Here is an 18,467-nt window from a genome sequence, read left to right on the forward strand (position 1 = left end):
CCATCGCGACCACCAATTTCGCACGATCGTGCGAAGTCGCTGGCGGCCGCTGCCGACGCGTCGTTTTCAGACCTTCAAGGAGTCGACCATGACCGTCCTGCTGATCCTGAGCCTTCTGTTCGGCGGCGCACTCTGGCGTGCCTGGGTCTCGTGGCGCCGGCTGCTGAAGCAGCTGCCGCGACGCAACCACGACATGGTGCTGTTCTGAGTCCCGGCCCGAGACCGCGAGACTGCTCCTCGCCCGCTTCGCCTGTCTGAACGCCGATCCGCCGCCGATCCGCCGCCGAGCCCCCACCCGGTCACGGGATAAGCCGGAGTGGCGATGCCATGAGCGCTCCTTACACTCGACGGCTTGTCCCATTGAGGTAAGTCCATGGCGTGGTTGATGCGCTGGCGGCCCGTGACCGTCGGCCCCGAGAAGGCGATTGCCCCCGATGAGCGCCTGTCCTGGCCGCAGACCGCGGCACTCGGCCTGCAACATGTGATCGCCATGTTCGGCGCCACCGTGCTGGCGCCGCTGCTGATGGGCTTCGATCCCAACGTCGCCGTGCTGATGAGCGGCGTGGGCACGCTGCTGTTCTTCTTCCTGACCGGCGGCCGCGTGCCGAGCTATCTCGGCTCGAGCTTCGCGTTCATCGGCGTGGTCATCGCCGCGACCGGGTATGCCGGCAGCGGTCCCAATCCCAACCTGCCGCTCGCGCTGGGCGGCATCATCGCCTGCGGTGTGCTGTACACCGCCATCGGCCTGTTGGTGTCGGCCACCGGCAGCGGCTGGGTCGAGAAACTCATGCCGCCGGTGGTCACCGGCGCGGTGGTGGCGGTGATCGGGCTCAACCTCGCGTCGGTGCCGATCAAGAACATGGCGCCGACCCCCTTCGACGCCTGGATGCAGGCGGCGACCTTCGTCAGCGTCGCGGTGGTCTCGGTCTTTGCGCGCGGCATGCTGCAGCGCCTGCTGATCCTGGCGGGCCTGATCCAGGCCAGCCTGATCTACGCGCTGCTCACCAACGGCTTCGGCCTGGGCGCGCCGATCGACCTGTCGAAGGTCGCGGCGGCGGCGTGGGTCGGTCTGCCGCAGTTCCACGCACCGGTCTTCGACGGCGCGGCGATGCTGATGATCGCGCCGGTCGCGCTGATCCTGGTCGCGGAGAACCTCGGCCACCTGAAGGCGGTCGGGGCGATGACGGGACGCGACATGACGCCCTTCCTCGGTCGCGCCTTCATCGGCGACGGCCTCGCGACGATCGCCAGCGGCGCGGTCGGCGGCACCGGCGTCACGACCTACGCCGAGAACATCGGCGTGATGGCCGCGACCCGCATCTACTCGACCGCGGTCTTCGTCTTCGCGGCGCTGATGGCGCTGGCGCTGGGCTTCTCGCCGAAGTTCGGCGCGCTGATCCAGGCCATCCCGCTGGCCGTGATGGGCGGTGTCAGCATCGTCGTGTTCGGCCTGATCGCGATCGCGGGCGCCCGCATCTGGGTGGATCATCAGGTCGACTTCCGCGACCCGCGCAACCTGATGGTGGCCGCGATCACGCTGGTGATCGGCACGGGCGACTTCACCTTGAAGCTGGGTGGGTTTACCCTGGGCGGCATCGGCACCGCCACCTTCGGCGCGATCCTGCTGCATGCGCTGCTCCGGCGCGGCCGCACGGACTGACCCCACGCCGCGTGCACGGTTGCAAACTCGTGCACGCTTCATCCGGGCGACAAGGCCGAGGCGCCATTCAAGGGACGTACAACTCGACATCAGCACGATGAGCAAGGTTGGGGTGTTGCGAGCAGCGGTGGAAGCACAGTCGTCGGTGGGCGTGGCCGACAGGCAGGCGTGTGCGCTCGCGTCGCTTCGCGTCCCGGCCCTGGCGCTCGCCGCGGCCCTCGTGCTGCCGCTGCTGTCCGCTTGCGGCCCGGGGGATGGCGCCGGCTCGCGCGGGACTGCCGCTTCGGCCGGGCCGGCCGTGCAGGATCGCGCGCTGCAGGCCGAGCTCGAACAGCAGGAGCGCGTCGGCCAGTCGCATCCCCGCGAGCACGTGCGCGAACTGCAGGCGATTGAGACCCGCGCCGAGGTCGGCAGCGCCGAGCGTCTGGAGGCGCTGAGCCAGCGTGCGGCCCTGCTCGCGCAACTGCGCGACCGCAGTGGCCATGAGGCGGCGCTCGAGGAGATCAAGGCCTGGCCCGAGTCCTCGCCGACGCGGGGGCAGGTTCCGCTGGCGTTGATGCTGGCGCGGGCGCAGTGGTTGAAGGCCAACGGCGAACTGGGGGCCGGCGCGCGGCTGCTGGGCGGCCTGGCCGACATCGACGCGGCCACTGCGGACCGGCGCCTGATGTGGCGCGCGACCGAATTGCGCGCCTACATCCAGGGCGACTACGGCGAAGTCGACGCGGCGGTCGAGAGCGGCCTGAAGGCGCTCGAGCAGGCACGCGCGATGGGGTCGCGCTGGCGCGCCGCGGCCACCGAGGCCACCCTCGCCTTCAACTACTACCGCAGTCAGCAGATCGACCATGCCAAGCGGACCGTGCGCGAAGCACTGGGCGCCGCGCAACAGGACCCGGACCCCGTGCTGCTGTATCTGGTCCACACCATCCTGGGCATCGTGCACTCGCAGGACGAGGATCCGAAGTTCAGCCAGCAGGCGAGGGAACAGGCGCTGCAATACGCGCGCGAGGCGCAGGCGCCGGGTCTGCAGGCCCTCGCGCTGGGCAACCTGGCGGACTACGAACTGCGCAGCGGCAACTATGCGCGGGCGCTGGAACTGTCGACGCAAAGCCTGGCCCTGGCGCACGAGACCGGTGACATCTCGACGGAGATCCTCGCGCGCTACAACTCGGGCATCGCCAAGATCGGCCTGCGCAAGCTGGAGGAGGGCAAGCGCGACGTGCTGCAGGCGATCACGATGGACGCGCAGCGCGAGGCCGGCAGCTACACGGCGGAATCCTGGCTGGAGCTGGGTACCTATCTGGAGAAGTTCGACGACCTCCCCGGCGCGGTCCAGGCCTTCCATCAATCCCGCAAGGAATTCGACGAGGTGCTGCGCGACGAGACCCGCAAGGCGGTGCTGGAGGCGCAGGCGCGCTTCGAGGACCAGCAGCGCCAGCGCGAGATCCGGCTGCTCAACCAGGACAACAGCCTCAAGGCCGAGCAGATCCGCACCCGCGACCTGCAGCTGAAACTGTGGGCCGAGGTCGGCGGCTGCGTCCTGCTGTCCGGCGCGCTGCTGGCGTTGGCCTACCGGCGCATCCGCCGGACGAACGCCGCGCTGGCGCAGACCAACGAATCGCTGCGCGTGCAGAGCGAGCGGGACCCGCTGACCGGGCTCGCGAACCGGCGCCACTTCCAGCAGGCCATCGCGCAACGCACCCGCGAAGGCGGGTTGCGCGGCAGCCTGTTCCTGATCGACATCGACCACTTCAAGCGCATCAACGACCAATGGGGCCATGCGGCCGGCGACACGGTGCTGGTGGAGGTGGCGCGCCGTCTGAGCGGCGTGCTGCGCGAGCAGGACCTGGTGGTGCGCTGGGGCGGCGAGGAGTTCCTGATCCTGGTGAACTCCGAGGCGACCGAGGATGCGCGCCAGCTCGGCCAGCGTCTGCTGGACCAGATCGGCGGTCAGCCGGTCGACCACGGGCCGCTGCGCATCCCGATCAGCGCGTCCATCGGTTTCGCGAGCTTCCCGATGGCGCCGCAGGACCTCACGCTGGCCTGGGAGCGGGCCATCGACCTGGTCGACACGGTGATGTACATGGCCAAGGCGCATGGCCGGAACAAGGCCTACGGCGTGGCCGCGATGCAGGCGCGCGACGTCGACCAGTTGCTCGCGCTGGCGGGGCGCATCGAATCGGCCTGGCATCAGGGGCAGGTCCAGTTGGTCAGCCTGCTCGGGCCGACGCAGGAGGCGCGCGCATGACCCCGCGGACCCGTGCCTGCCTGATCGCCGCCGTGACGGCGGCCGTGCTGGGTCTCGGCGCGGTGCCGGCGCGCGCGGAGATCCCCGACCGTGCGCTGGATGCCCAGCTCGCCCAGCTGGACCGGTTCGGCTACAACGAGCCGGAGAAGGCTGCCCAGCAGTTGCGGGTGCTGCTCGCGGAGCCGGCGCATGCGCCGCATCGCCTCCACATCGAGTACACGCTGGGCCGCAACGCGGTCCAGGCCGGGCGCCCTGACGACGTGCGCGGCATCGCCCGGGCGCTGGAGGCGACGCCGGGGGGCGCCCGCTGTCGCGCATGCTGCTGGCGGAGCTTCAGGATCGGCAGGGTCAGACAGGTCGTTCCGGCGAGATGGCGCAGCTGGCGCTGGATGAGCTGGCGCCGGCCTGCGGATCGGCGTCGACGTCGTCGATCCCGTCCGGCTGCGATGCGCGCGTGATGATCCAGGCCCTGCGGCTGGTGGCCCGGGCGCAGGGGGCGCGCGGCGAGTACGCCTTCGCGGAGACCTCGTTGCGGCGGGCGCTGTCGCTGGCGCAGGCCGTCCAGGACCACAGCGTGACCGGCACGATGATGGGGTCGCTGGCGGTCAACAGCCAGGTCCGGGATGAGCCCGCCGCAGCCCAGCAATGGATGGCGCAGGCCTGGCAGCTCGCGCAAGGCGACGTATCGGCGATGAGCCGCGCGAAGATGGTCGAGTCGATGATCGCGTCCCGGCGCGGGGACCGGACCACCCAGCTCGCCGCGCTGGAAGACGCGCTGCGGCTCGCCGAGCAGTCGGGCGGCCGGCGCGACGTGGCGCTGCTGCAGAACAACCTGCTCGATGCCTACATCCACACCGACCAGTCGGCCAAGGCGGTGCAGCTCGCGCGGCTGGCGCTGCCGGTCGTGCAGTTCTACAACGACCAGACCGTCGAGCGCACGCTGCGGCACAACCTGTCGGTCGCCCTGGTCCAGCAGCGCCAGTTCGACGCGGCGCGGCGCGAGAGCGCGCGGGTCCTCGAGATGGCGCAGGGCGACCTGGACCCCGTGCGGCGCGCGTTGCAGCTGCGCGAGCTGGGCGAGGCCTATGCGAAGGTCGGTCAGGCCAGGGAAGCACTGCGGCTCTATCACGAGGAACGCGCGCTGAGCGCGGACACGGCGCGCCGCAACCGCGAGTCTTCGCTGCAGCAGCTGCGGTTGAAGTACGACAGCGAGGCCAAGCAGCGCGACCTCGAACTGCTGCGGCGCGAACAGACGCTGCAGGACCGCGAGCTCGGCAACCGCCGGCTGGCGCAGTACGTCGGCGTCGGCCTGGCGGCGCTGCTCGGTCTGTCGCTGATCCTGATCGGCGTGATGCTGGCACGTGTGCGCGAGGCCAACCGCAAGCTCAAGGCCAACCAGAGCCTGCTGCGCGCGCAGAGCGAGCGCGATCCGCTGACGGACCTCGCGAATCGTCGCCACTTCCTCGCGGTCATGGACCGCCACGCGAAGGACATGTTCACCGGCGCGCTGCTGATGATCGACATCGATCACTTCAAGCACGTCAACGACCGCCACGGCCATGCGGCCGGCGATGCCGTGATCATCGAGGTGTCGCGGCGCATCGCGCAGGCGGTGCGCGCGGAGGACCTGGTCGTGCGCTGGGGCGGGGAGGAGTTCCTGGTCTTCGCGCGCAACGTCGCGCCGGACCAGCTGCAGCTGCTGGCCGAGCGCGTCCTGTTCATCGTCGGCGGGGAGCCGGTGCAGACGGCGGCGGGACCGCTGCGGGTGACCTGCTCGATCGGTTTCGCGCATTTCCCGCTGCCGCCGGCGCAACTGGCGCTGCATTGGGAGCAGGCGGTGAACTGGGCCGACATGGCGCTCTACACGGCCAAGTCGCAGGGCCGCAACCGCGCGCGCGGCATCGTCACCGTCGAGGCCGGCGATGCCCAGGCGCTGATCCAGATCGAGGCCGACTTCGACGCGGCCTGCAGCTCCGAGCGCGTGCAGTTGCAGACCCTCCTGGGTCCGGAGTCACCCGAGGTCTCCGGCGCCGACTAGTCGCCCATACTGGGGCGGCCAAGATCACAACATCGGAGACGCCCCCATGAGCCTGAACCGCCGCGCGCTGCTGGCGCTGTCGTCCACTGTCTGGCTGCCGGAACTGGTCCGCGCGCAAGCGGCCTGGCCATCGCGCCCGCTGCGCATCGTCGTGCCCTTCCCGCCGGCCGGCACCACCGACCTGATGGCGCGCGCGATGGCGCCCGAACTGCAGAAGGCGCTGGGCCAGCCGGTCATCGTCGAGAACAAGCCCGGCGCGGGCGGCAACACCGGATCGGCCGACGTGGCGCATGCGACCGACGGGCACTCGCTGCTGATGGGCACCGTGGGCACGCACGCGATCAACCAGTCGCTGTACCCGAAGATGCCCTTCGATCCGGTCAAGGACTTCGCGCCGATCACGCTGGTCGCGGCCGTGCCCAACGTCCTGGTCATGAATCCGGCGAATGCGCAGAAGTACGGCATCAACAGCGTGGCCGACCTGGCCCGTGTCGCCAAGGCCAATCCGGGCAAGCTGAACATGTGCTCCAGCGGCAACGGCACGTCGATCCACCTCGCGGGGGAACTGTTCAAGAGCCTCACCGGCACCTACATGATCCATTTCCCGTATCGCGGCTCGGGTCCGGCGCTGCTGGACCTGATGGGCGGGAACATGGACCTGATGTTCGACAACCTGCCCTCCGCGCTGCCGCACATCAAGTCCGGCAAGCTCAAGGCGATTGCCGTCACCAGTGCGAAGCGCAGCGAGGCCTTGCCCGACCTGCCGACGATCGCCGAGAGCGGTCTGCCCGAACTGAAGGGCTTCGAGGCCTCGTCATGGTTCGGCCTGCTGGCGCCGATCTCGCAGCCGGCGGATCAGGTCGCGCGGGTGCAGCGCGAGGTGGCGAAGGCGCTGGCGACGCCGGCGATCAAGGAGCGCCTGGCCGCGCAGGGCGCGGTTGCTGGCGGCGGCACGAGCGCCGAGTTCGCCGCGCTCATCGCCCGCGAGACCACCAAGTGGGCCAAGGTGGTGAAGGTGTCCGGCGCGAAGGTCGACTGAACTCGCCCCCCGCACCCCATCCCCACCCTCGAGGCCGTCCCCGGTTCGACGGCGACACCGCCGGTTCCCCCGGAGCGAACCCTGGACCGAAGGGAAGACTGTGAGCTCCGGGGGGAACCGGCGGTGTTGCCGGAGCGCCCGAACAAACCTCAGAACTTGAAGTCGTAATCGATCGTCAGCGGCGCATGGTCGCTGAAGCGCTGGTCCAGGTAGATGGCTTCCCGCGTGGCCAGGTGGGCCATGCCGGGCGTGGCCAGGTGGTAGTCCAGCCGCCAGCCCACGTTCTTCGCCCAGGCTTGTCCGCGGTTGCTCCACCAGGTGTACTGCTCGGGCTTGTCGTTGAGGACGCGGAAGACGTCCACCAGGCCGATGTCCTTCTCGAGCAGCCGGGTCATCCAGTCGCGTTCCTCGGGCAGGAAGCCGCTGTTCTTGCGGTTGCCCTTCCAGTTTTTCAGGTCGATCTCCTTGTGGGCGATGTTGACGTCGGCCACGAGGATGAACTCGCGCTCGGCGCGCAGGGCCATCAGGTAGGGGTACATCTCGGCCAGGAAGCGGAACTTCGCGGCCTGGCGCTCTTCGCCGCTGGAGCCGCTGGGGAAGTAGCAGCTGATGAGGCTGAGCTTGCGGCCGGGCTTGTCGAAGCGCTTCTCGATCCAGCGGCCCTCGTTGTCGAACTCGCTGCTGCCGAAGCCGACGATCACGTCGCTGGGCGTCTCCTTCGTGTAGAGGCCGACGCCGGAGTAGCCCTTCTTCTGCGCGTAGTGGAAGTGGCCGGTGAGGGTGTCGTACCCGGCGAACTGGGATTCGACGACGTCGGCTTGCGCCTTGAGTTCCTGCACGCCGACCACGTCGGCCTGTTGAGGCGGCAGCCAGTCGAAGACGCCCTTGGTGGCAGCCGACCGGATGCCATTGAGGTTGAGGGTGATGAAGCGCATGGAAGGGGCCCCTGAAAGAGGGCGGCAGTATCGCAAAGCCCCGTTCCGAAGTTGGCAGCAGCCGGGCGGAACATGCCCGCCGCCGAGGGGGGCACCGCACCAGTTAGCGCCCGCGCCGTGCGCCGTCCACGCCCATTCGGGCGACACGCGAGCAGGTGCAGTGTTTGGGCAACAGAAACCGCACCTCCATGGTGCGTAGGGTGACGTCTTGATGACGAACTTGCTAGATTCGCGTCCACCGCGCCAACCCGCGCCCACATTTTTGCTGCCTGCGACCTCGGTTTACCCATCGGTGCCGCAGCCGGTACCCCCGGTTTCCCCATCCTTCCCCGGAGTACTCCCCCATGAATCGATTCGCCACCCAGCGCGCAGCCGTTCCGGCCTTGCGCGAGGCCGCCGCGGCCGTGTCGCTGGCCTTGCTCGCCTGGCCCGCGCTGGCCCAGGAAGCCACCGATGCGGCCGCCAAGGAGAAGGGGCAGCTGGAGACGGTGACGATCACCGCCGAGCGCCGGGTCGAGAACATCAAGGAAGTGCCGAACGCGGTCACCAAGATCTCCGGCGAGAAGCTGGACGTGTTGAATTCGGCGGGCCAGGACGTGCGTTTCCTGTCGGGTCGCGTGCCCAGCCTGAACATCGAATCGTCGTTCGGTCGCGCCTTCCCGCGCTTCTACATCCGCGGCTACGGCAACACCGACTTCCGCCTGAACGCGTCGCAACCGGTCTCGCTGGTGTACGACGACGTGGTCCAGGAGAACCCGATCCTGAAGGGCTTCCCGGCCTTCGACCTGGCCGCCGTCGAAGTGGTGGCAGGCCCGCAGGGCACGCTGTACGGCCGCAACACGCCGGCCGGCGTGGTGAAGTTCGATTCGGTGAAGCCGTCGCAGCGCCAGGAAGGCTACCTGAACGTCTCGTACGGCAACTACGGCACGATGAACCTGGAAGGCGCCGCCAACGTGCCGCTGACCGGCGACTGGGCCGCCCGCATCTCGGCGCAGATCCAGCATCGCGACGACTGGGTCAAGAACGTGCCGGCCAACGGCAAGACGGGCGAACTCGAAGGCTACGACGACCGTGCCGTGCGCCTGCAGGCGCTGTATCAGCCGCACAAGGATTTCAGCGCGCTGTTCAACTTCCACGGCCGCGACCTGAAGGGCAGCGCGCGCGTGTTCCGCTCGTCGATCATCAAGACCGGCACCAACGACCTGGTCGACGGCTTCGATCCGGAGAAGGCCTACACCGACGGCGTCAACGAGCAGACCCTGCACGCCACCGGCGGCAGCGCGCGTCTGCGCTGGGGCCTGGGCGCGATCAACCTGTATTCGATCACCGGCTACGAGTCGGTGCGCCCGTTCAGCCGCGGCGACGTGGACGGCGGCTACATCTACGGCGGTACCAAGCCCTTCACGCAAGAGGGTCAGGCCACGTTCCCGTCCGAGTCTTCCAGCTCGATGAGCGGTCATCGCCAGATCACGCAGGAGTTCCGCGTCGAATCCGCCGCGGCCGGTCCGCTGCGCTGGCAAGGTGGCGTGTACCTGTTCGACGAGCGCTACACCGCCCGCAGCACCGACTACACGACCTCGACCGGCGCCTCGGCCGGTTATATCGACACGCATCAGAAGAACACCGCCTGGGCGGCCTTCGGCTCGGTGAACTATGCGGTCACGCAAGACTTCCAGTTGCGCGGCGGTCTTCGCTTCACGCACGACAAGAAGGACGTGGACGTCACGAGCAGCTACGCCAACCTGAACACCAGCACCGGTGTGTCTGCCAACACCAGCGACTCGAAGTGGAACTGGGACGCGTCGGGGACCTATAAGGTCACCAAGGACACCAACGTCTACGCCCGCGTGGCCACCGGTTTCCGTGCCTCGTCGGTGCAGGGGGCGTCGCTGTTTGCCGGTCAATCGCAAGCGGCCCCGGAGAACGTCACGTCGTACGAAGTAGGCGTGAAGTCGGACTTCTGGGATCGTCGCGCGCGCCTGTCGGCCAGCGCCTTCACCTACACCGTGAAGGACCTGCAACTGACCGCCGTCGGCGGCCAGAACAACGCGAACCGTCTGCTCAACGCCAAGAAGGCGGAAGGCAACGGCGTCGAGTTGAACCTGGAAGTCCTGCCGGTCGATCAGCTGCTGATCACGCTGGGCGGTAGCTTGAACAACACCAAGATCCGCGACAACACCCTGTCGCTGCCGCGCTGCGGCGGCGGTTGCACGATGACGGATCCGCTGGTGGCGGGCTCGACGACCAACTACAGCATCGACGGCAATCCGCTGCCGAATGCGCCGAAGTGGGTCGCCAACCTGACCGCGCGTTATTCGATCCCGACCGCGGCCGGCAACGAGTTCTACATCTACACCGACTGGGCCTACCGTTCGAAGGTCAACTTCTTCCTGTACGAGGCCAAGGAGTTCACCGGCAAGTCGCTGACCGAGGGTGGCCTGCGCGTCGGCTACATCTGGAACAACGGCAAGTACGAGGTCGCGGGCTTCGTCCGCAACATCACGGACCAGATCCGTGTCACGGGCGCGATCGACTTCAACAACAACACCGGTTTCATCAACGACCCGCGCACCTACGGCGTCCAGTTCAAGGCGATCTTCTGATCGGCTGACCGCGTCCTCTCGCGCAGCAGAGCGGCCGGCGCGCCGCCCTGCAAAAACGGGCCTGCTTCCGGCGACGGAGCAGGCCTTCTTCTTGCTTGAAAGGCTGGATTCAGGCGACATGACACGCTGCGTCACCCTCAAGGTGGCGACGACCCGCGCCCTACAATTCCGCCCCAATTTCACTGACACGTCCCAACGTCGCGCCGCCATGACCTCCGCTGCCTCCCTGCAGGATTCCCAGGACGACCTGGCCCAGGAATTCGTCGCCTTCGCCGTCGAGACCGGCGTGCTGCGCTTCGGCGAGTTCAAGACCAAGGCGGGTCGCCTCAGCCCGTACTTCTTCAATGCCGGCCTGTTCGACGACGGCCTCAAGATCGGCCGGCTCGCGCAGTTCTATGCGCAGCGGCTGCTGGCCTCGGGCGTCGAGTTCGACATGATCTTCGGCCCTGCCTACAAGGGCATCACGCTGGCCGCGGCGGTCGCGATCGAGCTGGCGCGGCTGGGCCACAACAAGCCGTTCGCCTACAACCGCAAGGAGGCGAAGGACCATGGCGAAGGCGGGACGCTGGTCGGCGCCAAGGTGCAGGGGCGCGTGCTGATCATCGACGACGTCATCTCCGCCGGCACCTCGGTGCGCGAGTCGATCGCGATGATCCAGGCGGCCGGCGCCGTGCCCTGCGGCGTGACCATCGCGCTGGATCGCCAGGAGAAGGCGGCCGAGAATGGCCAGGATCTGCCATGGTCGGCGGTACAGTACGTGCGTGACCAGTTGAAACTGCCGGTCGTCGCCATCGCGGGACTGTCGGATCTGCTCCAGTACCTGCAGACCACCAGCAGCGCCGCCGTGTCCGCCCATGCGACGGCGGTCCATGCCTACAGAGATCGCTACGGAGTCTGATGAGCGCTTTTCTCTCACGCCGTCTGCTGTCCCGATCGATCAGGAGGTCGACCCTGTCGGGCCTGCTGTTGACCGGCGCTTTGACCGGCGCTTCGACGGGCACGATGTCGGGCGTTGCCTGGGCGCAGACCAAGGCGCCTCCGCCCAACATCTATACCTGCACGACGCCTGACGGCCGGCGCCTGACCTCCGATCGTCCGATCGCGGAATGCCAGGCGCGCGAGCAGCGCGTATTGAACTCCGACGGCTCCGTCCGCAAGATGATGCCCCCGGCGATGTCGCCCGAGGAGCAGGCGGCGGCCGACCAGCGCAAGCGCATGGAGGATGTCCAGCGCGCCGCCCAGCAGGATGCGGTCCGACGCGACCGCAACCTGCTGCAGCGGTATGCGGACCTGGCCGCCCATCAACGCGCACGGGAGGCGGCGCTCGACGACATCCGCGAGGCGATGCAGCAGTCCGAGAAGCGTCTGCAGGTACTGGCGACTGAACGCAAGCCGATGCTGGAAGATGCCGAGTTCTACAAGGGCAAGCGCGTGCCGATGAAGTTGCAGCATCAACTCGAAATGAACGATGCGTCCGCGGCCGCGCAGCGCGATTCGATCGACAACCAGAAGGCCGAGATCGTGCGCGTCAACAAGATCTATGACGAGGAACTCGCGCGACTGAAGCGGCTGTGGGCCGGCGCGGCGCCGGGCTCCCTGGAGCCGCCGGCGTCGGTGAAGCCGCCAGTGCAGGCCTCGCCGGCCAGCGGACGCTGACGCCCGCGGCCGCCGAGGCTGCGGAAATACCTCGGGCCGGCGTGCAGCCGGCCCTGTGGCTCAAGCTCCTCAGGCGCCGAGCTTCTTCTTCAGCAGTTCGTTGACGGTGGCCGGATTGGCCTTGCCCTTGGCCGCCTTCATCGCCTGACCCACCAGCGCATTGAACGCCTTCTCCTTGCCGGCGCGGAATTCCTCGACCGACTTGGCATTGGCCGCCAGCACCTCGTCGAGGATGCGCTCGATCTCGCCGGTGTCGTTGGACTGCTTCAGGTCCTTGGCATCGATGATCGCGTCGACATCGGCGCCTTCGCCCGTCCACAACACCTCGAACACCTGCTTGGCGGAGTTGTTGTTGATCGTGCCGTCCTGGATGCGCTTGATCAGCGCGCCCAGCTGCGCCGGCGATACCGGAGCGCTCTCGATGCCACGCTCCTCGCTGTTCAGTCGACGCGAGACCTCACCCATCAGCCAGTTCGCGACCAGCTTGGGCGCGCCGCACAGGTCGCGCGCGGCTTCGTAGAAGCGCGCCGTCGCCAGGCTCTGCGTCATCATCGTCGCGTCATAGGCGGGCAGGCCGTCGGCCTCCTGGAAGCGCGCCGCCATCACGGTCGGCAGCTCGGGCATCTCGCCGCGCACGCGGGCCACCCATTCCGCCGAGATCATCAGCGGCGGCAGGTCCGGATCGGGGAAGTAGCGGTAGTCGGCCGCATCCTCCTTCGTGCGCATCGCGCGGGTCTCGCCGGTGTTCTCGTTGTAGAGCACCGTCGCCTGCTGGATCGCCAGGCCGTCTTCGATCTGGTCGATCTGCCAGTTGACCTCGAAGTCCACCGCGTCAACCAGGTGGCGGAAGCTGTTCAGGTTCTTGATCTCGCGGCGGGTGCCGAAGGGCGCGCCGGGCTTGCGGACCGAGACGTTGACGTCGCAGCGGAACGAGCCCTCCTGCATGTTGCCGTCGCAGATGCCCAGCCACATCACCAGCGCATGCAGCGTCTTCGCATACTCGACGGCCTCGGCGCCGGAGCGCATCTCGGGCTCGGAGACGATCTCCAGCAGCGGCGTGCCGGCGCGGTTCAGGTCGATGCCCGACTGGCCGTGGTAGTCCTCGTGCAGGCTCTTGCCGGCGTCCTCTTCCAGATGCGCGCGGGTGAGCTTCACGACCTTCTTCTCGTCGCCGACGAAGAACTCGATGTGGCCGCCCTGCACGACGGGAATCTCGTACTGGCTGATCTGGTAGCCCTTGGGCAGGTCCGGATAGAAGTAGTTCTTGCGCGCGAAGATCGACAGCGGCGCCACCTTCGCGCCGACCGACAGGCCGAAGCGGATGGCGCGCTCGACCGCGCCGCGGTTGAGCACCGGCAGCGTGCCGGGCAACGCCAGGTCCACCGCGCTGGCCTGCGTGTTGGGCGCCGCGCCGAAGGCGGTCGAGGAGCCGCTGAAGATCTTCGATTCGGTCGAGAGTTGGACGTGGTTTTCCAGGCCGATGACGACCTCGTAGCCCCGCACCAGTTGACTGTTCTTGCTCATGACGTTCACACCCCCGCCGGCGTCTGGCGGTGCCAGTCGGTGGCCTGTTGCAGCGCGTGCGCGGCGTGCAGCAGCGTGCCTTCCTTGAAGTAGTTGCCCAGCAGCTGCAGGCCCACGGGCATGCCGCCCTCGCCGGTGCCGACCGGGACGCTCATGCCGGGCAGGCCGGCCAGCGAACCGGGCAGCGTGAAGATGTCGGCCAGGTAGGCCTTGACCGGATCGTCCGCACCTTCGCCCTGCTTCCACGCGACCGTCGGCGCCACCGGGCCGGCGATCAGGTCGCAGTGCTGGAAGGCCTGCTGGAAGTCGTCCGCGATCATGCGGCGCAGCTTCTGCGCCTGCAGGTAGTAGGCGTCGTAGTAGCCGTGCGAGAGCACGTAGCTGCCGATCATGATCCGGCGCTTGACCTCGGCGCCGAAACCTTCGGCGCGGGTCTTCTCGTACATGTCGATCAGGTTGCCGTGGTCCTTGGCGCGGTGACCGAACTTCACGCCGTCGAAGCGCGACAGGTTCGAGCTCGCCTCGGCCGGGGCAATGATGTAGTAGACGGGAATCGCGAGCTCGGTGCGCGGCAGCGACACGTCCACCAGCGTCGCGCCGAGCTTCTCCAGCTCCGCCAGGCCGGCACGCACGGCGCTGTCCACGTCGGACGACAGCGCGGCCGGGAAGAACTCCTTCGGCAGTCCGATGCGCAGGCCCCTCAGCGGCTGCGCCGCGGTCGCGCCGTCACGGGCGGCCAGCATCTGCGCACTGAAGTCCTGCGGCGGCTGCTGGACGCTGGTGGCGTCGCGCTCGTCGAAGCCGCTCATTGCCGACAGCAGCAGCGCGCAGTCCTCGGCGGAACGCGCGAACACCCCGGCCTGGTCCAGGCTGGAGGCGAACGCGATCATCCCGTAGCGCGAGCACACGCCGTAGGTCGGCTTGATGCCGGTGATGCCGGAGAAGCTGGCGGGCTGGCGGATCGAGCCGCCGGTGTCGGTGCCGGTCGTCACGGGGACGAGGCCCGCGGCCACGGCCACGGCGGAGCCGCCCGACGAGCCACCCGGGACGCGCGTGCGGTCCCAGGGGTTGAGCGCCTTGAAGTAGGCGCTGTTCTCGTTGGCCGAGCCCATCGCGAACTCGTCGCAGTTCAGCTTGCCCAGCGACACGGTGCCGGCGGCGTTCAGGCGCTCGACGACGGTGGCGTCGAACGGGCTCAGGTAGCCCTCGAGCATCTTCGAGCCGGCCGTGGTCGGCATGTCGCGGGTGACGAAGATGTCCTTGTGCGCCAGGGGTATGCCGATCAGCGCGCCGGCTTCGCCCTGTGCCAGGCGTGTGTCGGCATCCTTGGCCCGCGCCAGCGCGTAGGCCTCGTCGATGTGCAGGAAGGCGCCGAGATCCTTCGTCGCGGCAACACGCGCAAGCAGATGTTGCGTCAGTTCCGTGCTGGACACGGTCTTCGCGCGCAAGGCGCGGCCGAGCTCGGCCACGCCGAGGTGGTGGAGGGGCGGGGTCATTCGATGACTTTCGGGACCAGGAACAGGCCGTCCTCGACGGCGGGAGCGCTGCGCTGGTTGAGCTCGCGCTGGTCGGTTTCGGTGACGCGGTCCTCGCGCAGCCGCAGGGCCACTTCCTGGACCGCCGACAGGGGCGTGTAGAGGGGGTCGACGCCACTGGTGTCGACCGCGCTCATCTGCTCGACGATCGAGAAGAAGCCGTTGAGCTGCGGCAGCAGCGCGGCCTGCTCGTCGCCTGAAAGTTGCAGCCGGGCCAGTTTGGCGATGCGGCTGACGTCGTCGTGGGTGAGTGCCATGGGAATGTGCTCGTGGGCCGGTCGGACAGGCAGGGCGCCCGGCGCGCGAATCATTCGATGAACGCTGACGGAAGCCTTGCAGACGGGCCAAACCAGGGGGTGATCAGTTATTATCCCCGCTTATCTCCATGAGCCGAGGCTGCCAGCGCAGCCTCGTTCCTTATGGCAAGGAATCTCGCTCGCGCGGACGCCGCCGGTCCGCGCGGTATACCGACCCGAACCGCCCCGAATCGCAGCCGCCCGGACAGAACGCAGACGAACGCCGCTTGATGCCGTCGAATGCCGCCGATTGCGTGTAGTTCGACGATGACGGGCGGCTCCAGGTGCCGAAGCGTCTTGTCCAGGTCTTGCCTACACACATGTTCGCCTCCCTGCGCCGCTACTTCTCTACCGACCTCGCCATCGACCTGGGCACCGCCAACACGCTGATCTATGTCCGCGGAAAAGGCGTGGTGCTGGACGAGCCCTCCGTCGTCGCCATCCGCCATGAAGGCGGACCCAACGGCAAGAAAACGATCCAGGCCGTCGGCCACGAGGCCAAGGCCATGCTGGGCAAGGTGCCCGGCAACATCGAGGCGATCCGCCCGATGAAGGACGGCGTGATCGCCGACTTCGTGGTGACGGAGCAGATGATCAAGCAGTTCATCAAGATGGTGCACGACACCAAGCTGCTGCGTCCGTCGCCCCGCATCATCATCTGCGTCCCCTGCGGCTCCACGCAGGTCGAGAAGCGCGCGATCCGCGACGCCGCGCTGGGCGCGGGCGCCTCGGAGGTCTACCTGATCGAGGAACCGATGGCCGCCGCGATCGGCGCCGGCCTGCCGGTGTCGGAAGCGTCGGGCTCGATGGTCATCGACATCGGCGGCGGCACGACCGAGGTCGGCGTGATCTCGCTGGGCGGCATGGTCTACAAGGGCTCGGTCCGCGTCGGCGGCGACAAGTTCGACGAGGCCATCATCAACTACATCCGTCGCAACTACGGCATGCTGATCGGCGAGCCGACGGCGGAATCCATCAAGAAGAACATCGGCTCGGCCTTCCCCGGCTCCGAGGTCAAGGAGATGGAAGTCAAGGGCCGCAACCTCAGCGAAGGCGTGCCGCGCAGCTTCACGATCTCGTCCAACGAGATCCTGGAAGCGCTGACCGACCCGCTGAACCAGATCGTCTCGGCCGTGAAGAACGCGCTGGAGCAGACGCCGCCGGAACTGGGCGCCGACATCGCCGAGCGCGGCATGATGCTGACCGGTGGCGGCGCGCTGCTGCGCGACCTGGACCGCCTGCTGGCCGAGGAAACCGGCCTGCCGGTGCTCGTGGCCGAAGACCCGCTGACCTGCGTGGTCCGCGGTTGCGGCATGGCCCTGGAGCGCATGGAACGCCTGGGCTCCATCTTCACGAACGAATAAGTGGATGCGGCCTCGGACGGCCGCTTTGCGTTGACTCTCCTTCGCTGAGACCTCCATGCCTCTCGGCACTCTCGACCGCAATCCACCGCCGCTGTTCCGCGAAGGCCCGTCCGCGTTGACGAAGCTGGCCTTCTGCGCGGCATTGGCGGTGTTCCTCATGGTGGCGGACTCCCGCTTCCAGGTCACGGCGCCTGCCCGCGCGGGGTTGGCGCTCGCGCTGCATCCGCTGCAGCGTGCGCTGCTGGCGCCCGTCGATGCCTGGGAGCAGGCCGGCGACTACGCCCGCGGCATGGAGAAGGCCACCGAGGCCGAGAACCAGGCCCGGCAGCAACTCGCCTCGCAGGCGGTCATCCTGAGCCGCGCCGCGCAGCTGCAGGCCGAGAACACGCGGTTGCGCGCGCTGCTCGACCTGCGCGAGGCGCTGCCGGTCAAGGGTCTGGCGGCCGAGGTGCTCTACGAGGCGCCGGATCCGTTCTCGCGCCGCATCATCATCGATCGCGGCGGCCATGGCGGCGTGCGGCTGGGCGCGCCGGTGGTCAACGACGCCGGCGTGCTCGGGCAGGTGACGCGGGTCTATCCACTGTCCGCCGAGGTGACCCTGCTGACCGACCGCGACGCCACCATCCCCGTGCTCAATACCCGCACGCAACAGCGCGGCGTCGCCTACGGCGGCGAGCGCGGCGTGATGGAGCTGCGTTTCATCGCCGCCAACGCCGACATCAAGCCGGGCGACGCGCTCGCGACCTCGGGGCTGGACGGGCTCTATCCGCCGGGCCTGCCGGTGGCCAAGGTCGCCGAGGTGGAGCGCCGCGGCGATACCAGCTTCGCACGTGTCGGCCTGGCGCCGATTGCGCAGCCCGACAGCGCGCGTCACGTGCTGGTGCTGGAGCCGCTGGAAGGGCAGGAATCGGCGCGCACCGAGGCGGCGCAGGAAGCGGCCAGCGCGGCCATCGCCGCTGCCGCCGAAGCCGCCAGCAGGCCGGCGCGCGGTCGCGCGGCTTCGGCCGCGTCCGCGCCCAAAGGAGGCACCCGATGATCATGCCCCGTGGCGCAAGCCAGCTGCTGCTGCCCGCCAACCCCCTGTTCATCGCGTTCAGCCTCGTCGTCGGCCTGCTGATCGACATGGTGCCCGTCGGCCGGCAACCCTGGATGCCGGACGTGCTGGCGCTGGTGCTGGTGTTCTGGAACGTCCATCAGCCGCGCCGCGTCGGCGTCGGCTGGGCCTTCGTCTTCGGCCTGATGATCGACGTGCATCACGGCGCGCTGCTGGGGCAGCATGCGTTGGCGTACAGCCTGCTCGCGTTCGGCGCGGTCGCGCTGCATCGCCGGTTGCTGTGGTTCACGCTGGGCGCGCAGGCGTTGCATGTGCTGCCGCTGTTCGTGCTCGCCACGGCCATCGCCGTGGTCGTCCGGCTGATCGTGGGCGGCATGTGGCCGGGCTGGAGTCTCGTGCTGGCGCCGCTGCTGCAGGCGGCGTTGTGGCCGATCGCCGCGGCGCTCCTGCTCGCGCCCCAGCGCCGCGCGCCGGATCCCGACGCGCACCGCCCGCTCTGAGCGCGCCGTGATCGGGCC

15 protein-coding genes are annotated in these 18,467 nt (G+C 68.6%); 11 read left to right on the forward strand and 4 right to left on the reverse strand.

What is annotated here, in order from left to right:
- Positions 1–373: 373 nt before the first annotated feature.
- The 5 genes from ACQ86G_RS07865 (at position 374) to ACQ86G_RS07885 (ending at position 6,982) form a co-directional block, all read left to right on the forward strand.
- Complete coding sequence (locus ACQ86G_RS07865) at positions 374–1,660, forward strand: solute carrier family 23 protein (protein WP_431260067.1); 1,287 nt, start codon at positions 374–376, stop codon at positions 1,658–1,660.
- Positions 1,661–1,757: 97 nt separating this feature from the next.
- Positions 1,758–3,905, forward strand: a complete 2,148-nt coding sequence (locus ACQ86G_RS07870; protein ID WP_431260068.1) for a diguanylate cyclase domain-containing protein — start codon at positions 1,758–1,760, stop codon at positions 3,903–3,905.
- Positions 3,902–4,363: a hypothetical protein gene (locus ACQ86G_RS07875; protein WP_431260069.1), complete on the forward strand. Its 462-nt coding sequence runs from the start codon at positions 3,902–3,904 to the stop codon at positions 4,361–4,363. Before ACQ86G_RS07870 ends, ACQ86G_RS07875 begins: the two co-directional genes overlap by 4 nt.
- Positions 4,276–5,943, forward strand: coding sequence for a diguanylate cyclase domain-containing protein (locus tag ACQ86G_RS07880; protein ID WP_431260070.1), 1,668 nt, complete (start codon positions 4,276–4,278; stop codon positions 5,941–5,943). The genes ACQ86G_RS07875 and ACQ86G_RS07880 overlap by 88 nt, the downstream gene beginning before the upstream one ends.
- Before the next feature lie 46 nt (positions 5,944–5,989).
- Positions 5,990–6,982, forward strand: coding sequence for a Bug family tripartite tricarboxylate transporter substrate binding protein (locus ACQ86G_RS07885; RefSeq protein ID WP_431260071.1), 993 nt, complete (start codon positions 5,990–5,992; stop codon positions 6,980–6,982).
- A 149-nt stretch (positions 6,983–7,131) separates the two neighbouring features.
- On the opposite strand, the gene ACQ86G_RS07890 is transcribed toward ACQ86G_RS07885, so the two are convergent.
- The gene (locus tag ACQ86G_RS07890) at positions 7,132–7,917 is read right to left on the reverse strand and encodes an exodeoxyribonuclease III (RefSeq protein ID WP_431260072.1); all 786 of its coding nucleotides are present in this window, start codon (positions 7,915–7,917) and stop codon (positions 7,132–7,134) included.
- Positions 7,918–8,261: 344 nt separating this feature from the next.
- Between ACQ86G_RS07890 and ACQ86G_RS07895 the strand changes: the two genes are divergently transcribed.
- The 3 genes from ACQ86G_RS07895 to ACQ86G_RS07905 all read left to right on the forward strand — a co-directional run bounded on the left by ACQ86G_RS07895 (position 8,262) and on the right by ACQ86G_RS07905 (position 12,176).
- On the forward strand, positions 8,262–10,520 hold the full coding sequence (locus ACQ86G_RS07895) for a TonB-dependent receptor (RefSeq protein ID WP_431260073.1): 2,259 nt from the start codon (positions 8,262–8,264) through the stop codon (positions 10,518–10,520).
- A gap of 208 nt (positions 10,521–10,728) precedes the next feature.
- Positions 10,729–11,418, forward strand: a complete 690-nt coding sequence (gene pyrE / locus ACQ86G_RS07900) for an orotate phosphoribosyltransferase (RefSeq protein ID WP_431260074.1) — start codon at positions 10,729–10,731, stop codon at positions 11,416–11,418.
- Entirely contained in the window at positions 11,418–12,176 is a 759-nt protein-coding gene (locus tag ACQ86G_RS07905; protein ID WP_431260075.1) for a hypothetical protein, read from the forward strand. The genes pyrE and ACQ86G_RS07905 overlap by 1 nt, the downstream gene beginning before the upstream one ends.
- A 69-nt stretch (positions 12,177–12,245) precedes the next feature.
- On the opposite strand, the gene gatB is transcribed toward ACQ86G_RS07905, so the two are convergent.
- The 3 genes from gatB to gatC are packed head-to-tail and all read right to left on the reverse strand — an operon-like array spanning position 12,246 to position 15,492.
- The gene (gatB, locus tag ACQ86G_RS07910; protein WP_431260076.1) at positions 12,246–13,700 is read right to left on the reverse strand and encodes an Asp-tRNA(Asn)/Glu-tRNA(Gln) amidotransferase subunit GatB; all 1,455 of its coding nucleotides are present in this window, start codon (positions 13,698–13,700) and stop codon (positions 12,246–12,248) included.
- Between the two features lie 5 nt (positions 13,701–13,705).
- Positions 13,706–15,196 (reverse strand): Asp-tRNA(Asn)/Glu-tRNA(Gln) amidotransferase subunit GatA, encoded by a 1,491-nt coding sequence (gatA, locus tag ACQ86G_RS07915; protein WP_431260077.1) that lies wholly within the window; start codon positions 15,194–15,196, stop codon positions 13,706–13,708.
- Positions 15,193–15,492 (reverse strand): Asp-tRNA(Asn)/Glu-tRNA(Gln) amidotransferase subunit GatC, encoded by a 300-nt coding sequence (gene gatC, locus ACQ86G_RS07920; RefSeq protein ID WP_431260078.1) that lies wholly within the window; start codon positions 15,490–15,492, stop codon positions 15,193–15,195. Before gatC ends, gatA begins: the two co-directional genes overlap by 4 nt.
- Positions 15,493–15,851: 359 nt before the next feature.
- Here gatC and ACQ86G_RS07925 point away from each other — a divergent pair, with 359 nt between their 5' ends.
- Genes ACQ86G_RS07925 through mreD form a run of 3 tightly spaced genes read left to right on the forward strand, consistent with a single transcriptional unit; the run spans position 15,852 to position 18,449 of the window.
- Positions 15,852–16,895 (forward strand): rod shape-determining protein, encoded by a 1,044-nt coding sequence (locus ACQ86G_RS07925; RefSeq protein ID WP_067280645.1) that lies wholly within the window; start codon positions 15,852–15,854, stop codon positions 16,893–16,895.
- A gap of 55 nt (positions 16,896–16,950) precedes the next feature.
- Complete coding sequence (gene mreC / locus ACQ86G_RS07930) at positions 16,951–17,931, forward strand: rod shape-determining protein MreC (RefSeq protein ID WP_431260079.1); 981 nt, start codon at positions 16,951–16,953, stop codon at positions 17,929–17,931.
- Complete coding sequence (gene mreD, locus ACQ86G_RS07935) at positions 17,928–18,449, forward strand: rod shape-determining protein MreD (RefSeq protein ID WP_431260080.1); 522 nt, start codon at positions 17,928–17,930, stop codon at positions 18,447–18,449. The genes mreC and mreD overlap by 4 nt, the downstream gene beginning before the upstream one ends.
- Positions 18,450–18,467 lie beyond the last annotated feature (18 nt).

This window comes from Roseateles chitinivorans (genome assembly GCF_050632145.1).
Classification (GTDB): domain Bacteria; phylum Pseudomonadota; class Gammaproteobacteria; order Burkholderiales; family Burkholderiaceae_C; genus Roseateles; species Roseateles chitinivorans_B.

What these genes read in the sequence shown, in the direction of transcription:
- ACQ86G_RS07905 (WP_431260075.1), top strand. Translation starts at nt 11,418, where the DNA reads ATGAGCGCTTTTCTCTCACGCCGTCTGCTGTCCCGATCGATCAGGAGG.
- ACQ86G_RS07865 (WP_431260067.1), top strand. Translation starts at nt 374, where the DNA reads ATGGCGTGGTTGATGCGCTGGCGGCCCGTGACCGTCGGCCCCGAGAAG.
- gatC (WP_431260078.1), bottom strand. Translation starts at nt 15,492, where the DNA reads ATGGCACTCACCCACGACGACGTCAGCCGCATCGCCAAACTGGCCCGG.
- ACQ86G_RS07870 (WP_431260068.1), top strand. Translation starts at nt 1,758, where the DNA reads ATGAGCAAGGTTGGGGTGTTGCGAGCAGCGGTGGAAGCACAGTCGTCG.
- ACQ86G_RS07885 (WP_431260071.1), top strand. Translation starts at nt 5,990, where the DNA reads ATGAGCCTGAACCGCCGCGCGCTGCTGGCGCTGTCGTCCACTGTCTGG.
- ACQ86G_RS07880 (WP_431260070.1), top strand. Translation starts at nt 4,276, where the DNA reads ATGGCGCAGCTGGCGCTGGATGAGCTGGCGCCGGCCTGCGGATCGGCG.
- gatB (WP_431260076.1), bottom strand. Translation starts at nt 13,700, where the DNA reads ATGAGCAAGAACAGTCAACTGGTGCGGGGCTACGAGGTCGTCATCGGC.
- mreC (WP_431260079.1), top strand. Translation starts at nt 16,951, where the DNA reads ATGCCTCTCGGCACTCTCGACCGCAATCCACCGCCGCTGTTCCGCGAA.
- pyrE (WP_431260074.1), top strand. Translation starts at nt 10,729, where the DNA reads ATGACCTCCGCTGCCTCCCTGCAGGATTCCCAGGACGACCTGGCCCAG.
- ACQ86G_RS07925 (WP_067280645.1), top strand. Translation starts at nt 15,852, where the DNA reads ATGTTCGCCTCCCTGCGCCGCTACTTCTCTACCGACCTCGCCATCGAC.
- ACQ86G_RS07890 (WP_431260072.1), bottom strand. Translation starts at nt 7,917, where the DNA reads ATGCGCTTCATCACCCTCAACCTCAATGGCATCCGGTCGGCTGCCACC.
- mreD (WP_431260080.1), top strand. Translation starts at nt 17,928, where the DNA reads ATGATCATGCCCCGTGGCGCAAGCCAGCTGCTGCTGCCCGCCAACCCC.
- ACQ86G_RS07895 (WP_431260073.1), top strand. Translation starts at nt 8,262, where the DNA reads ATGAATCGATTCGCCACCCAGCGCGCAGCCGTTCCGGCCTTGCGCGAG.
- gatA (WP_431260077.1), bottom strand. Translation starts at nt 15,196, where the DNA reads ATGACCCCGCCCCTCCACCACCTCGGCGTGGCCGAGCTCGGCCGCGCC.
- ACQ86G_RS07875 (WP_431260069.1), top strand. Translation starts at nt 3,902, where the DNA reads ATGACCCCGCGGACCCGTGCCTGCCTGATCGCCGCCGTGACGGCGGCC.